Origin of the sequence: Aeromonas sp. 6P (assembly GCF_051919525.1) — a bacterium.
In the GTDB taxonomy this organism is placed as follows: Bacteria; Pseudomonadota; Gammaproteobacteria; order Enterobacterales; family Aeromonadaceae; genus Aeromonas; species Aeromonas veronii.
This window is the reverse complement of record NZ_JBQBEO010000002.1, coordinates 148802-162587: the sequence shown is the minus strand read 5'-3', so window position 1 is coordinate 162587 and position 13786 is coordinate 148802. Positions and strand designations below refer to the sequence as shown.

The 13786-nt window shown below is 60.8% G+C and carries 13 protein-coding genes and 1 pseudogene; 4 read left to right on the top strand and 10 right to left on the bottom strand.

The window, feature by feature from the left end; genetic code table 11:
* Positions 1–72 precede the first annotated feature (72 nt).
* Together ACTG2J_RS00800 and ACTG2J_RS00795 are read left to right on the top strand one after the other, a co-directional pair.
* Positions 73–972, top strand: a complete 900-nt coding sequence (locus ACTG2J_RS00800; protein WP_439997080.1) for an acyltransferase — start codon at positions 73–75, stop codon at positions 970–972.
* 6 nt (positions 973–978) lie between these two features.
* Positions 979–1943, top strand: a pseudogene (locus tag ACTG2J_RS00795) (acyltransferase).
* On the opposite strand, the gene ACTG2J_RS00790 reads toward ACTG2J_RS00795, so the two are convergent.
* Together ACTG2J_RS00790 and ACTG2J_RS00785 are read right to left on the bottom strand one after the other, a co-directional pair.
* Positions 1868–2374 (bottom strand): DUF523 domain-containing protein, encoded by a 507-nt coding sequence (locus ACTG2J_RS00790; RefSeq protein WP_439997079.1) that lies wholly within the window; start codon positions 2372–2374, stop codon positions 1868–1870. The pseudogene ACTG2J_RS00795 and the gene ACTG2J_RS00790 sit on opposite strands and share 76 nt — an antisense overlap.
* Positions 2371–3021: an NUDIX hydrolase gene (locus tag ACTG2J_RS00785; RefSeq protein WP_439997078.1), complete on the bottom strand. Its 651-nt coding sequence runs from the start codon at positions 3019–3021 to the stop codon at positions 2371–2373. The genes ACTG2J_RS00790 and ACTG2J_RS00785 overlap by 4 nt, the downstream gene beginning before the upstream one ends.
* A 74-nt stretch (positions 3022–3095) precedes the next feature.
* Here ACTG2J_RS00785 and ACTG2J_RS00780 point away from each other — a divergent pair, with 74 nt between their 5' ends.
* Positions 3096–3731 (top strand): nicotinamidase, encoded by a 636-nt coding sequence (locus ACTG2J_RS00780; protein WP_439997077.1) that lies wholly within the window; start codon positions 3096–3098, stop codon positions 3729–3731.
* 89 nt (positions 3732–3820) lie between these two features.
* Positions 3821–4999, top strand: a complete 1179-nt coding sequence (gene pncB, locus ACTG2J_RS00775) for a nicotinate phosphoribosyltransferase (RefSeq protein WP_439997076.1) — start codon at positions 3821–3823, stop codon at positions 4997–4999.
* A gap of 72 nt (positions 5000–5071) precedes the next feature.
* Here the strand turns inward: pncB and ACTG2J_RS00770 are convergent, their stop codons facing one another.
* The 8 genes from ACTG2J_RS00770 to pyrE form a co-directional block, all read right to left on the bottom strand.
* Positions 5072–5677 (bottom strand): thiol:disulfide interchange protein DsbA/DsbL, encoded by a 606-nt coding sequence (locus ACTG2J_RS00770; protein WP_439997075.1) that lies wholly within the window; start codon positions 5675–5677, stop codon positions 5072–5074.
* Positions 5678–5814: 137 nt separating this feature from the next.
* Positions 5815–6804, bottom strand: coding sequence for a serine/threonine protein kinase (locus ACTG2J_RS00765; protein ID WP_439997074.1), 990 nt, complete (start codon positions 6802–6804; stop codon positions 5815–5817).
* Positions 6805–6907: 103 nt separating this feature from the next.
* Positions 6908–8359: a cytochrome c oxidase accessory protein CcoG gene (ccoG, locus tag ACTG2J_RS00760; protein WP_439997073.1), complete on the bottom strand. Its 1452-nt coding sequence runs from the start codon at positions 8357–8359 to the stop codon at positions 6908–6910.
* A gap of 155 nt (positions 8360–8514) precedes the next feature.
* Positions 8515–8778, bottom strand: a complete 264-nt coding sequence (locus ACTG2J_RS00755; protein ID WP_005339598.1) for a YihD family protein — start codon at positions 8776–8778, stop codon at positions 8515–8517.
* A gap of 30 nt (positions 8779–8808) precedes the next feature.
* Positions 8809–9963 (bottom strand): GGDEF domain-containing protein, encoded by a 1155-nt coding sequence (locus tag ACTG2J_RS00750; protein WP_005339596.1) that lies wholly within the window; start codon positions 9961–9963, stop codon positions 8809–8811.
* Positions 9964–10089: 126 nt separating this feature from the next.
* On the bottom strand, positions 10090–10479 hold the full coding sequence (gene cueR / locus ACTG2J_RS00745) for a Cu(I)-responsive transcriptional regulator (protein WP_005356117.1): 390 nt from the start codon (positions 10477–10479) through the stop codon (positions 10090–10092).
* On the bottom strand, positions 10480–12909 hold the full coding sequence (locus ACTG2J_RS00740) for a heavy metal translocating P-type ATPase (RefSeq protein WP_439997072.1): 2430 nt from the start codon (positions 12907–12909) through the stop codon (positions 10480–10482). It abuts the gene before it with no gap.
* Positions 12910–13088: 179 nt separating this feature from the next.
* Entirely contained in the window at positions 13089–13742 is a 654-nt protein-coding gene (pyrE, locus tag ACTG2J_RS00735) for an orotate phosphoribosyltransferase (protein ID WP_042062475.1), read from the bottom strand.
* Positions 13743–13786: the final 44 nt, after the last annotated feature.

The window sequence follows — 13786 nt, the reverse complement described above, 5'->3', positions numbered from 1 at the left end:
AATCGGCTGATATTATGGCCACAGATCTGACCACTTGATGGCCCTTTATCGACAGCGAGACGGACCCGACTCATGCCCAACAAGCTGACAGAGCGACTGCGCGGCAGCCTCTCCACCCTGCTCTATTTTTTCAACACCCTCTTCTGGTTTGTCCCCATCTTCTCGCTGGGTCTGCTCAAGCTCCTGCTCCCCCTCAAGGGGTGGCGCACCCTCTGCAACTGGCTGCTCGATGGCTGTGCCAGCTGCTGGATCGGTTTCAACAATCTGATCCAGAAAACCATCATCAAAACCCCTTTCGAGGTGGTCGGAGTGGACAAAGGGCACCGGAATGAGTGGTATATGGTGATTGCCAACCATCAATCCTGGGTCGACATACTGGTACTGCAGCGGGTTTTTAACCAAAAAATCCCCTTCCTGAAGTTTTTCCTCAAGAAAGAGCTGATTTGGGTACCTTTTCTCGGTCTGGCATGGTGGGCGCTCGACTTCCCCTTCATGCGGCGATATTCCAGGAAATTTCTGGAAAAGCATCCCCATCTGAAGGGAAAAGACATTGAAACAACCCGTAAAGCCTGTGCCAGGTTCCGCCACATTCCAGTGAGTGTGATGAACTTCGTCGAAGGCACCCGCTTCACCAAGGGCAAACATCAGAAGCAGGGTTCGCCCTATCGTCACCTGCTCCACCCGAAAGCAGGCGGCATCGCCTTTACCCTGGCAGCCATGGGTGACCAGTTGCATCAACTGGTGGATGTCACCATCGGCTATCCGGACGGCATCCCCAGCTACTGGGACTTCATGTGCGGCCGGGTCGGGCAAATCAAGGTTCAGGTCCGCTATTTGCCGATCGACCGCAAATTGGTGGGGGATTACTTCAATGACCCCGAGTTCCAACAAGAGTTTCAACAGTGGTTGAACGGGATCTGGCACGAAAAGGACCAGACCCTGAGCCAACTGCTGGCAACCAAGGCGCAGTAAACATTCATGCTATCCCTGCTTCCCGGCCCCCTGGTGCTGATCATCAGTGCGGGCCTGACCATCCTTTTCACCGCCTTGTGCGCCAGTCTGATCCTGCTGGTGTCGCTGGCCAAACTGCTGCTGCCGATCCCGGCCTTTAGCCGCGCCTGCAGCCGCCTCAACAACCGCTTCATGCGCCTGTGGCTGGCCTGCAATGCGCTGGTGATCCGCCTCACCACCCGTATTGACTGGCAGGTGGAGGACAATACCAAGCTGCGCAAGGATGGCTGGTATCTCATCATCAGCAACCATATGAGCTGGACTGATATCGTGGTGCTCGGCCACCTGTTCCGGGATCGGCTGCCGGTGCCCAAGTTCTTTATGAAGTACGAGCTGATCTACATCCCGCTGTTGGGGCTCGCATGCTGGGGACTCGATATGCCCTTTATGCGCCGCTATTCGCGAGAATTTCTGTTACGAAATCCGCACCTGCGCGGCAAGGATATCGAGACTACCCGCAACGCCTGCGAGAAGTTTCGCCATATCCCCACTACCGTCATCAATTTCGTGGAAGGGACCCGCTTCACCGAGCAGAAACGGGATGCCGCCCGCTCCCGATATCGCCACCTGATGCCCCCAAGGCGGCAGGGCTGGCCTTTACGCTGGCCGCCATGGGCGAGCAGTTCGACAGCCTGATCAACGTCACCATCCGCTATCCGGACAACGCCGAGACCCCGTTCAAGGACTTCCTGATGGGACGGGTAAAACGCATTCAGGTGCGGATCGAGGAGCTGCCGGTGGATGAGGCGCTGATTGGGGATTACTTCAACGACAAGCAGTTCAAACGGGGTTTTCAGGAGTGGCTAAACCAGCGCTGGCAGGAGAAGGACGAGGTGCTGGAGGGGTGGCAGAGCGGTCAGTCACCGCTGCCGGTTGCCGCCAAATCCGGGGAAGAATCCAAAGAGAGTGCCGAGGCCAACTCGGCCAACTGATCCTCGGAGAACACTGCAATACCGTGGCGGCGCAGCAGGGCGGTGGTCTTGCCCTCGCCCGCTACAGAAACACCTTCAAAGCGGCCGTTATAGATACGGCCGCTGCCACATGAGGGGCTCCCCTCTTTCAGCAGGGCGAAGCGAATGCCCTGCGCCTGACAAATAGCCAACGCCAGCTCGGCGCCGCGATCAAACTCTTCAGTCACATCCAGCCCGCTCGCCGTCACTACACGCTCGCCCTGCCGCTCGGCAGGGGGGCGCGGGGTCGGCAAACCGCCAGCCACTTCGGGGCAGAATGCCAGCACCCGTCCTTCGGCTCCCAGCGCACTCAGCCAGTCGCTGACGATCCCCTTGCTCTGGCCGTCGTAACGCACCGGCTGACCCAGCAGGCAGGCACTCACCAGCACCTCGTGCACGCCGGCCTCACTCATGCTTCCGCTCCATGCATCACCTGATCGAACATCACGCAGCAGGGGCTCTCCAGCCGGTAGAGGATAGCGGGGCGCTGTTTGCCGGTGCGCTTGCGGCCGGTATCCACCAGAATGTCGGCGCGATGAATCCGCTTGCGAAAGGCGGCCGTATTCATGGGTGTTTGCAGGATGATTTCGAAGGCGCGCTGCACCTCGGATAGGGTGAACTCGGGCCCCAGCAGTTGCAGCGGCAGGGTGCTGTAGCGGCTCTTGATCCGCAGCCGCTCCAGCCCCTTGGCGATGAGCTGGACATGGTCGAAGGCGAGGCTCAGCCCCGGCAGGTTGGCGAGTGGATGCCAGCAGCCGTGGATCGCCTCCACTTCCGGATCCACCAGACAGAGATAGACCAGGGTCGTGGACCAGCCGCGGGGATCCCGCTCCAGATTGCCGAGAGTACAGACCTGCTCGCTGTAGCAGTCGCCCAGCCCCCACTCCGCCAGCAGACGGCGCAGGGCAGCGTCCAGATCCCGGTCCAGCGTCTCGTCGATGCGCAGGGCAGGCAGTTGCCAGCAGTGGGCAAACGGGGGGCGATCGCGGGTCTCCAGTAGCAGCTCGAGCCGCTCCTCATGCAACCGCAGCACCACCATATCCAGACTCATTCTCAGCATCCCGATCGCCCTGCTCGCCTTCCATTAATGTTTGGTAGATAATATCACACGAATAGTATTTGCAGGAGCCAATCATGGGAACCGTCGCCAGCCTGGATATTGATGCGCAGAAGGGCTTTACCCCCCTCTGCCCGAACGAACTGCCCGTCGCGGGCGGGGATGATATTGTGGCTGCGCTTAACGCTCAGGCCACCCTCGCCACGCTACGGATCGGCAGCAAGGACTCTCACCCAGCCAATGCCGACTGGGCCGTCTCTGACTCTGCCGGTATGCTGCTGCCGCTGGATCTACCCAACGCCGATCTCACCTGGCCGGTGCACTGCGTGCCGGGCAGCAAGGGCTTCGAGTTGCTCGACGGCCTGCCCGCCCCCATCGACTACGACTTCTTCGTCTGGAAGGGGGTTGAGCCGGACCTGCATCCCTACGGCACCTGCTTCCACGACCTGGCCGAACGGCGCAGCACCGGACTCATCGAATTCCTGCAAGCCCGCAAGGTCGATACCGTACTGGTCGGCGGCTTGGCCACCGACTACTGTGTCAAAACCAGCGTGCTGCAATTGCGCCGCGCCGGTTTCCGGGTGATCGTCCATCTCGATGCCTGCCGTGGCATAGCGCCCGCGACGGTTGCCAGCGCCCACACCCAGATGACCAAGGCTGGCGCCGAACTGGCCCAGACCCTGACCGATGTTCAACGCCTGCTGGACGCCTGATATGCCCCCAATCCTCACCAGCCAGCTCGATAGCGGCGCCTGCAATCTACATATGCGGCTGGCGTTCGCCCACCTGCGAGGAGCCTGATATGCCTCCAATTCTCACCAGCCTGCTCGACACCGACGCCTACAAACTGCACATGCAGCAAGCGGTGTTTCATCGCTATCCGGATGCCGAGGTGGTGGCCGAGTTTCACAGTCGCAATGAAGAGGATCTACTGCCCATGATGGGCCAGATCGAGGAGCAACTGCGCCTCGCCGGCTCCCTGCGCCTGACCAAGCCAGAGCTCGATTTTCTGGCCGAGCGTCCCTTCTTCACCCCTGACTACCTCGACCACCTGCGCCGCAAGCCGCTCGATGCCTCCCTGCTGAAGGTGTTCGAGCAGGATGGCCGCATCAATGTACGGGTCGAGGGGCCGTGGCAGGATGTGATCCTGTGGGAGATCCCGGTGCTCGCCATCATCAGCGAGATGCGCAACCGCTTCCGCTACCCCCAGTTCGGCGTCAGCCACGCGCTGGAGCGGCTCGACCAGAAGATCGACAAGCTGGAGCGGGAGCTGAGCAGCGACGAGATGAACGAGTTCAACCTCATCGACTTCGGCACCCGCCGCCGCTTCTCCCACGCGGTGCAGGATACCGTGGTGGGTCGCCTCAAGGAACGTCTGTCGGCGTTTCGCGGCACCAGCAACTACCTGCTGGCACAGAAGTACCGGTTGCCCGCTGTCGGCACCCAGGCCCACGAGTGGTTCCAGGCGCACCAGCAGCTCGGCTTCCCGCTGGTGCACAGCCAGCGCGCCGCCCTCACCAGCTGGCTGGACGAGTTCACCGACCATCTCGGCATCGCCCTGACCGACTGCATCACCATGGATGCCTTCCTGCGCGACTTCGATTTCGAGCTGGCCAGCAGCTATCAGGGCTTGCGCCACGACTCCGGCGATCCCGTGGTGTGGGGCGAGAAGGCAATCAGCCACTATCAGCGCCTCGGTATCGACCCCACCGACAAGACCCTGGTCTTCTCCGACGGCCTCAACCTCGACAAGGCGGTGCAGCTGTTCCGTCACTTCCGCGGCCGCATCAATACCAGCTTCGGCATCGGCACCAAGCTCACCTGCGATCTGCCCGGTGTCAACCCGATGAACATCGTCTTCAAGCTGATCGAGTGCAATGGCGGCCCGGTTGCCAAGATCTCCGACAGCCCGGGCAAGACCCTCTGCCGGGATGCGGACTTCATCCGCAACCTCAAGCAGGCGTTTCACGTCGGGGTCTGATCTTCCCGAGTGCCAAAAAACAAAAGGCCCGCCGGTTCTCACCGGCGGGCCTTTTTATCGACTCAAGGAGTATCAGTCTTTCTTGGCCAGCAGGAACTGCACCAGCTTGTCGAACTGCCCCTGAGAGGAGATAGACTCAATCTTGATCATGTACTTGCCGTTCACCAGGAAGGCCGGTACGCCACGAATGTTGTAGCTCTCCATGTTGCGATCGAACTGGGAGACCATGCCGGAGACCGCGAAGCTGTCGACGGCACCGTCAAACTCCTCCGCCGGGACGCCGTTATCCACGAAAATCTTCTTCACATCGTCACGGCTGGTCGGATACTGGCGCTGCTGCATCTTGCTGAAAATAGCCGGGCTAACCTTGTCTTCGGCATTCAGCAAATGAGCCACGGCATAAGCCCGCTGCATCTCTGGGCCCATTTCGCCACCCATGAAATTCACCGGATTCTTTTTGAAGGGAACCCCTTCCGGCAAGCCGGCCTTGAGCTGGTCAACGATGGGTTCGAAGGTAGCGCAGTGCGGACAGAAGTAGGAGAAGAACTCCATCACTTCCGGTTTGGCGGTCGCGGTCTGTTTGACCACCTCATAGTTAACGCCCTCCTTGAACTCGGGGGCAGCGTGAACCATGGGGATCATCAGCATGGCAGCAAGGAAAAATAGAACTTTTTTCATGATGTTTCCTGTTAGGGGATAACTGTGAGGCACGCCCGGCGAACCGAAGCAGTGCCAAGCCTATTGTTTCGCCATGCTGACGTCAATGATCAGGGCCGGAGATCGAGTCCTGCTTGCCACGCAAGATCCCTTCCATTTCACCAGTTTGGCATCAGGCTCAACGGCGGCGACTTCAGTGCCTCCAGCTGATCGTGCAGGGTCGCTATCTGTTGGCGCCAGTAGTGATCGGTATTGAACCAGGGGAAGTGACGGGGGAAGGCGGGGTCTTCCCAGCGCCGTGCCAGCCAGGCCATGTAGTGGACGATGCGCATCGCCCGCAGTGGCTCGATCAACGCCAGTTCACGCGAGTCGAACTCCATAAACTCCTCGTAGCCCGCCAACAGGGTGTCGAGCTGGATCTGCTGCTCGTGGCGCTCACCGCTCAGCATCATCCAGAGATCCTGAATCGCGGGGCCGGTGCGGCAATCATCGAGGTCGACAAACATGGGACCGTCCCGCCACAAAATGTTGCCCGGATGGCAGTCGCCATGCAGTGAGATCTGCGCCACATCGAGGGTCATGGCGTCGCTGACATGCTTGATCAGCTCGTCCAGCACCCCGAAAAATTGCTTCGCCAGCCCGCTCGGCAGCCATTCGCCGGACGCCAGCAGCTGACGTGGTTCGTGCAACATGCTCTCCACATCGAGCCGTACCCGATGGTGAAACGGCTTGCTGGCACCGAGCTGATGGATGCGACCGAGGAAACGCCCCACCCACTCCAGCTGGTCGAGGTTATCCACCTCGAACTGGCGGCCACCGACGCTCTGCCAGATGGCAAACGGGTAGCCCTCGTGCTCCAGCAGGGTCTCGCCCGCGAAGGCGAGCGGCGCGGCGACCGGGATCTCAGCCTCCGCGAGACGGGTGGCAAACTCGTGCTCCTCGAGGATCTGGGCCCGGCTCCAGCGGCCGGGACGGTAGAACTTCACCACATAGCGGCGACGATCCTCATCCTGAAACTGATAGACCCGGTTTTCGTAGCTGTTGAGCTCGATAAGGCCCGAATCTAGCCGCAGGCCGCTGAGATCGAGCGCATCCATGATGAGGTCGGGATTGAGATCGGAATAGTTGAAACGCATGTCATCCACCATAAGAAAGGGGCGCCGTTGCGCCCCATTCTATCACTACTGCCCGCCATTGCCGTGCTCGCTGGTGACCGGACTGGTGTCACACCCGGCCCGCCGCCGCAAGCGGTTACAACCGGCTGATAAACTTGCTGCCCTGGCGCAGGTTGCCCTTGCTGTCATCGGGCGCCGCCCCCTCCCGTTTCAGCACGAACTGGATATCCAGCGTCGGCCGCTTCAGGTTATAGGGATCGACCGCCAGACTGACCGGCAGGGTATAGATCTCGCCCGCCTTCAGGGTCACTTCGCGGGGACCGAACCACTGATACTCGGGCAAGCCCTCCACATCCAGCTGGTAGGTCTGGGACTGCAGGGTCTTGTTGAGGATCTTGAGGGTGTAGGTGTTCTCGATAAGCCCCTCGCTATTCTCGCGGAACAGCTGGTTGCGATCCCGCAGGATATCGAGTCCCATCGGCATGATGGACATGGCGTTGTAGACAAATACCCCCAGCATCACCGCCATCACCAGCCCGTAGCCAATCAGCTTGGGCCGTGCTACCTGAGTGGAGTCGTTGGCCAGCTTGTGCTCTGTGGTGTAGCTGATGAGCCCTTTCGGATAACCCATCCGCTCCATAGTCTGGTCGCAGGCATCGACGCAGGCTCCACAGTTGATGCACTCGTACTGCAGGCCGTCGCGGATATCGATGCCGGTCGGGCAGACCTGCACACACAGATCGCAGTCGATACAGTCACCCAGCCCCAGCGCCTTGGGATCCGCCTTGCGGGAACGGGCTCCACGGGTTTCGCCGCGCTTGGTGTCATAGCCAACGATGAAGGTGTCCTTGTCGAACATGGCGGACTGGAAGCGGGCATAGGGGCACATGTGGATGCACATGATGGCGCGCATCCAGCCCGCATTGCCGTAGGTGATGATGGTGAAGAAGAGCACCCAGAACAGCACCCATCCGCTAGCCTGCAGGGTGAAGAGATCCGGCACCAGTTCAGTTACATCCTGGAAGTAGGCGACGAAAGTCAGGCCGGTTACCAGCGAGATCGCCAGCCAGGCCAGATGCTTGGCTCCCTTGCGGGCCAGCTTCTCGCCGCTCCAGGGCGCCTCGTCCAGCTTGCGCCGCTTGTTGGCGGGCCCTTCCAGCTTCTCTTCAAACCAGATGAACATGAAGGTCCAGACCGTCTGCGGGCAGAGATAGCCACACCAGACCCGACCGAGGAAGGTGGTAATAAAGAAGAGTCCGAAGGCGGCGATCATGAAGAGCCAGGCGAGCAGGGTCAGATCCTGCGGCCAGATGGTGGCGCCAAAGATATGGAACTGCTGGTGACCGAGGTCGAACAGCACCGCCTGTCGCCCGTCGTAACGCAGCCAGGGCAGCAGCACGAACAGCGCCACAAAGAACCAGCCCATGGCCTTGCGCATCCGCTGCCAATACCCTTTCTGGGCCCGCACATAGATGCGGTTGCCCGGGTTGAATCTGTCGTCGCTGGCTTTGAACGTATTGGGGTTGAAGGTCCCGGTTACGCCCTTGTCGGTGACGTCCTTGATATCGATTTTATCGTGGTCGGCCATTGCAAGACATCGCTCCCTTATTTGTTATGGAGCGGATTATATCTTAAACAGCATGCTAATTGTGTGGATTAGATGTATCTAATATTGGGGTTGGATCGCAATTTTCGGCAACAAAAAAGCGCATCACCACGAGGTGATGCGCTTCCGCTAAAGATTCACTTGATTCCGCGAGCCTTGAGCAGTGCCTCTTTGAAATCGGGCACATGATCCTTGGCCAGACCGGGGATCATCGCCTGCTTGTCGGATTCCCGCATCTTGAGGTGATAGATCAGCATGTCGTCGGTCAGCTCGGACAGAGGCCCTTCAAATCCCGCTTCTTGGGCCAGTTTGGCAACAAACTGCACCAGGCTGAGATCCTGTTCCTTGATCCAGGCAGGCTGCAACAACTCCAGCAGCTCTTCGATACGATGACATTGCATAGACAACCTCTTTAATCTGTCACGTTAAATTCAGGCAACCTTACCCATCAAGGCTACTTCGATTCGATCCCGCCCATTATGCTTGGCCTGATACAGGGCCGCATCCGCTTTTTGGATCAAATCGGCGATTTTCATGCTGTTGTCCGGTATCAGTGTCGCAACACCAAAACTACATGTGACCCGACCGGAGACCAGTGACTTCTGGTGCGGGATGGCCAGCTCCTTGAGCGCCTGCCGCACATTGTCGGCCACCTGCAATGCCCCCTGCATGCCGGTGCAGGGCAGCAGCAGGGCAAACTCTTCGCCCCCGTAACGGGCCGCCAGATCATCCTCGCGCCGCTCCACCTCGGCCAGCAGCCCCGCCACCTGTTGCAGGCAGTCATCCCCCAGCTGATGGCCGTAAAGATCGTTGAACTGCTTGAAGTAATCCACATCCACCAGCACCAGCGACAACGGCGCCCGGGCGCGATGGCAGCGCCGCCAGGCCCGCTCCAGAGAGTCGTCGAGATGGGCGCGGTTGGCGATGCCGGTCAGGCCGTCGAGGCGGGAGGTGAGACGCAAATGCTCGGAGACCGCCTTCAGCTCGGCCACCAGTTCGGCGTTGGAGAAACGGTGGTGGAGCGAGGCGATCTGATCCCGCCGCATCCGGCGCAACAGGGTCGGCAAAAAGACAAACAGGTAGCCCGCCAGCATGCAGGATACGATCCGCTCCTGCTCGTTGCCATTGCCCAGCTCGAACAGCATCGCCATGCCCAGCGGCAGGGCGGAACCATAGAGGGTACGGCGGCTGCCAAACAGCATGATGGCGCTGCCGGTAAGAATGAGGCTGGAGAGCATCATCATGGCGGCCCGGTAGGTATCGGGCAGCTTGTCCATGTAGAGCAGCACCCCGAGAGCCCAGATGATTGAGGTGATGGTGGCTCCGATAAAGAGCTCCCGCTCCAGCACCGGCAACGGAGTCTGGTGCAGGCGGGCTCGACGCCAGCGCAGGTGCCAGCCCCGACCCAGCAGCCACAGGAAAGTGCCAGCCAGCCAACCGAGCGCTTCGATGGCGGGTAGATAGTCGTGAAACAGCAGACTCCAGCCAAATGCCAACACGCCCAAACAGGGGAGACTGAACGATGCATGGGTATAGAGCTGGGCCATAATGGCCTGCTTAACCTGGCGTGTCACACTCTGGGTCAACTGAGTACTCCTGTACAAGAGCCGAGCAGTCTACCATTACCCCCTGACCCGCAACAATAAAGCGCCGCTTATTAAGAAGTTAATCAATCAATATCGATTTCTTCTGCGCTGGCAGGTGAGTCTTGCTCACCCCTTCTCCAATTCGTCGAGGATCGGGCACTCGGGATTTTCATCCCCGTGGCAGCAGCAAACCAACCCTTCCAGGGAGGTAAGCATGGCCTGCAACCCGGCGATGCGGGCGCGCAGATCGACGATCTTCTCCTGCGCCAGCTTCTTCACCTGGGCGCTGGTTCTGTGTTCATCCCGATAGAGCGCCAGCAGCTCCTGACACTCCTCCAGATTGAAGCCGGTCTCCCGCGCCCGCTTGACGAAACGCAACTCCCGCAACGCCCCCTCGGTGTAACTGCGATAGCCGTTGTCACTGCGTACCGGGGCTGTGATGAGGCCAATGCTCTCGTAATAACGGATAGTCTTGGCGGTCAGCCCAGTGGCCTTGGCAACCTTGCTGATGTTCATTTATGCCTCCTTACTGATCGGGTTGGATGCTGGCCCGTGCGCCGCCCTGGGCTGCCAGCGTTTCAGTAACAGGGAATTGCTCAAAACTGTGATGCTGCTCAGGGCCATGGCCGCCCCCGCCAGCTCGGGGCTGAGGTAACCCAGTGCCGCCAGCGGAATGCCGATGATATTGAACACAAAGGCCCAGAACAGATTCTGCTGTATGGTGCGCCAGGTCGCCGCCGAGATATCGATGGCATCGGCCACCAACCGCGGGTCAGATCGCATCAGGGTAATGGAAGCTGTCTCCATCGCCACATCGGAACCGGAGCCCATGGCGATACCGACATCCGCCGCCGCCAGCGCGGGGGCGTCGTTCACCCCGTCCCCCACCATTGCCACCAGCCCGCGGGTTTGCGCCCGCAGCGCCGCGACCTTCTCCACCTTGCCGGCTGGCAGTACGGAGTCGAAGGCCCCGTCCAGCCCCAGCTTGGCGGCGATATGGGCCACCGGCGCCGGCGCATCGCCACTCACCAGCCAGCTGGCGATGCCGCGCTGGCGCAGGGTGGCGATAGCTTGCAGACTCTCGGGACGCAGGGTATCGGCCAAAGCCGCTATGCCAACCACAGCACCGTCGATGGCAACCCAAACCCGGGTCGCGCCGTCGGCGGCCTGTTCAACCTGTTGTGGAACTACAATGCCGAGCTGGGCCAGCAAAGAGCCATTGCCGATAGCGACCCTGTGGCCCGCCACCTGACCGACTATGCCGGCGCCGACCCGCACCTCGACCACCTCCGGCTGGGGTAGTGTCGCATCGTTGCCGACCGCCTCGCGCATGGCCCGCGCCAGCGGGTGTTCGCTCGCCTGCTGCAGGGCGGCGGCCAGGCACAGCTGCTCATCGTTGCCGCTCCAGCTGGCCAGCACCGGCTTGCCCTGAGTGAGCGTGCCGGTCTTGTCGAAGATCAGCGCCTTGATGGCGTGAGCCTTCTGCAGGGTATCGACATCTTTGATCAGAATGCCGTGACGCGCCGCCACCCCGGTGCCGGTGACAATGGCCGCAGGCGTTGCCAGCCCCAGCGCACAGGGACAGGCGATCACCAGCACCGCCACCGCTGCCAGCAGGGCCTGACCGAAGTCGTTGCTGATGGCGTACCACACCAGCAGGGTGAACAGGGCGATGGCCATCACCACCGGTACGAACACGGCGGAGACCTTGTCCACCAACTGTTGCAGCGGCGCCTTGCCCATCTGGGCACTCTCCACCAGTGCGATAATCTTGCTGAGACTGGAGTCCTCCCCCACGGTAGTGGCTTCGATCTCCAGAACGCCGGAGCGGTTGATGGCTCCGCCCAGCACCTTGTCGCCCACACTGCGCGGCACCGGCAGGCTCTCGCCGGTGAGGATCGACTTATCCAGCTCGCTGGCGCCGCTCACGATTTTGCCGTCCACCGGCACCCGCTCACCCACCAGCACCCGCAGCCGATCGCCGCGCAGCACCTCATCGATGGCGACGCTCTGCCAGCTCTCGCCACGCCAGACGGTGGCGGTTTCCGGCCGCAGCGCCATCAGTTCGCGAATGGCGGACTGGGTGCTGCGTCTGGCCCGAGCTTCCAGCAGTTTCCCCAACGAAATCAGAGTAATGATGATGGCGCTCGCCTCGAAATAGAGCTTGCCGCTGGCAGCCATCCCCAGCGTCAACAACAGATAGAGACTGTAGAAGTAGGCGGCGCTGGTGCCGGTAGCCACCAGCACATCCATATTGGCTGCGCGGTTCTTGATGGCGAGCCAGGCGCCGCGATAGAAGCGGGCGCCGATCCAGAACTGCACCGGTGTGGCGAGCAGCAGCTCCAGCCAGGCGGGCAGATGCCAGGGGAACAGTCCGGCCATGGCCAGCATCCCTACCAGCAGCGGTAGGGTGAGCAAAGCCGAGACGATGACCCGGGTTTGTGCCTGACGGGCTGTGGCGGCTTCCTGCGCTTCCCGCTCCAGCAACTGTTGGCGGCGGCCGCTGGCCGAGCCTTGTGCCAGCTGGGCTCCAAAGCCGAGCGCCTCGACCTGCTCGCGCAAAGCGGCTGGCGTCTGCATCCCGGGGACCAGCACGATCCGGGCCTGTTCGATGGAGAAGTTGACCTCGGCCGAGATAACGCCGGGCAGCGCCGCCAGCATTTTGTTCAGTCGAGCCGAACAACCGGCACAAGTCATACCGGTAATTTGAAACAAAAAGGTCTCGCTGCCGTAGTCGTAACCCTGACTCTTGATGCTTTCGAGCACCGCCGGCAGGCGGTCAGGGCTGGCCAGCTCGATGGCCGCCTGCTCCAGCGCGAAGTTGACGGTGGCCGATACCCCGTCGAGTTTGTTGAGGCTGGTCGCGATGCGGCCTGCGCAGTTGGCGCAGCTCATGCCGCTGAGCGGCAACTGCAGATGAATGGGTGATTGAAGGTGAGTGGTCATGTTGTTCCTCCCCGGAACCCGTCGGCACCACAAAACGCCGACGGGCAAACCCTAACCTTTACTGTAAGGGAAAGCTCAAGCCACATGATCCACTTTTTGAAGATGAAAAAAACGGCGCCCGTTTGCTGCCAGAGAGCAAACGGGCGCCGCATTCAACTATTGCGCGGTGTGAGCGGAGCTCAGATACCGTACTGGGCGCGATAAGCCTTCATTGCAACAAGCTGTGCCGCCAACTCCGGCTGCTCGGCCTGCTTCTCTTCCAGATAGGCAATCAGGTCGCTCATCTGGATGATGGCGATGATGTGAGCGCCGTAGTCACGCTCCACCTCCTGAATGGCGGAGAGCTCGCCCTTGCCCTTCTCCTGACGGTCCAGCGCGATCAGCACGCCCGCCAGCGAGGCGCCGTTGGCCTGGATCAGATCCATGGATTCACGGATGGCGGTGCCGGCGGTGATGACGTCGTCCACCAGCATGATGCGCCCCTTGAGCGGGCTGCCCACCAGATTGCCACCCTCGCCGTGATCCTTGGCCTCCTTGCGGTTGAAGCACCAGGGCACATCCACATCGTGCTGCTCCACCAGCTGCACGGCGGTGGCGGAAGCGATGGGGATCCCCTTGTAGGCCGGGCCAAACAGCACATCGAACTCGATGCCGGCATCCATCAGCGCGGCGGCATAGAAGCGGCCGAGACGGGCCAGATCGCGGCCGCTGTTGAACAGACCGGCGTTGAAGAAGTAGGGGCTTTTACGACCGGATTTCAGGGTAAATTCACCGAATTTGAGGACCTGTTTCTCCAGGGCGAACTCGATAAATTGACGCTGGTAGGCTTTCATTCTGGCTCCTTGCTTGGCTTGTCGTTGTCTTGTGTGGGGGTATA

Coding starts and splice junctions, on each gene's coding strand:
- ACTG2J_RS00800 (WP_439997080.1), top strand. CDS start 73: ATGCCCAACAAGCTGACAGAGCGACTGCGCGGCAGCCTCTCCACCCTG.
- ACTG2J_RS00790 (WP_439997079.1), bottom strand. CDS start 2,374: ATGAGTGAGGCCGGCGTGCACGAGGTGCTGGTGAGTGCCTGCCTGCTG.
- ACTG2J_RS00785 (WP_439997078.1), bottom strand. CDS start 3,021: ATGCTGAGAATGAGTCTGGATATGGTGGTGCTGCGGTTGCATGAGGAG.
- ACTG2J_RS00780 (WP_439997077.1), top strand. CDS start 3,096: ATGGGAACCGTCGCCAGCCTGGATATTGATGCGCAGAAGGGCTTTACC.
- pncB (WP_439997076.1), top strand. CDS start 3,821: ATGCCTCCAATTCTCACCAGCCTGCTCGACACCGACGCCTACAAACTG.
- ACTG2J_RS00770 (WP_439997075.1), bottom strand. CDS start 5,677: ATGAAAAAAGTTCTATTTTTCCTTGCTGCCATGCTGATGATCCCCATG.
- ACTG2J_RS00765 (WP_439997074.1), bottom strand. CDS start 6,804: ATGGTGGATGACATGCGTTTCAACTATTCCGATCTCAATCCCGACCTC.
- ccoG (WP_439997073.1), bottom strand. CDS start 8,359: ATGGCCGACCACGATAAAATCGATATCAAGGACGTCACCGACAAGGGC.
- ACTG2J_RS00755 (WP_005339598.1), bottom strand. CDS start 8,778: ATGCAATGTCATCGTATCGAAGAGCTGCTGGAGTTGTTGCAGCCTGCC.
- cueR (WP_005356117.1), bottom strand. CDS start 10,479: ATGAACATCAGCAAGGTTGCCAAGGCCACTGGGCTGACCGCCAAGACT.
- ACTG2J_RS00740 (WP_439997072.1), bottom strand. CDS start 12,909: ATGACCACTCACCTTCAATCACCCATTCATCTGCAGTTGCCGCTCAGC.
- pyrE (WP_042062475.1), bottom strand. CDS start 13,742: ATGAAAGCCTACCAGCGTCAATTTATCGAGTTCGCCCTGGAGAAACAG.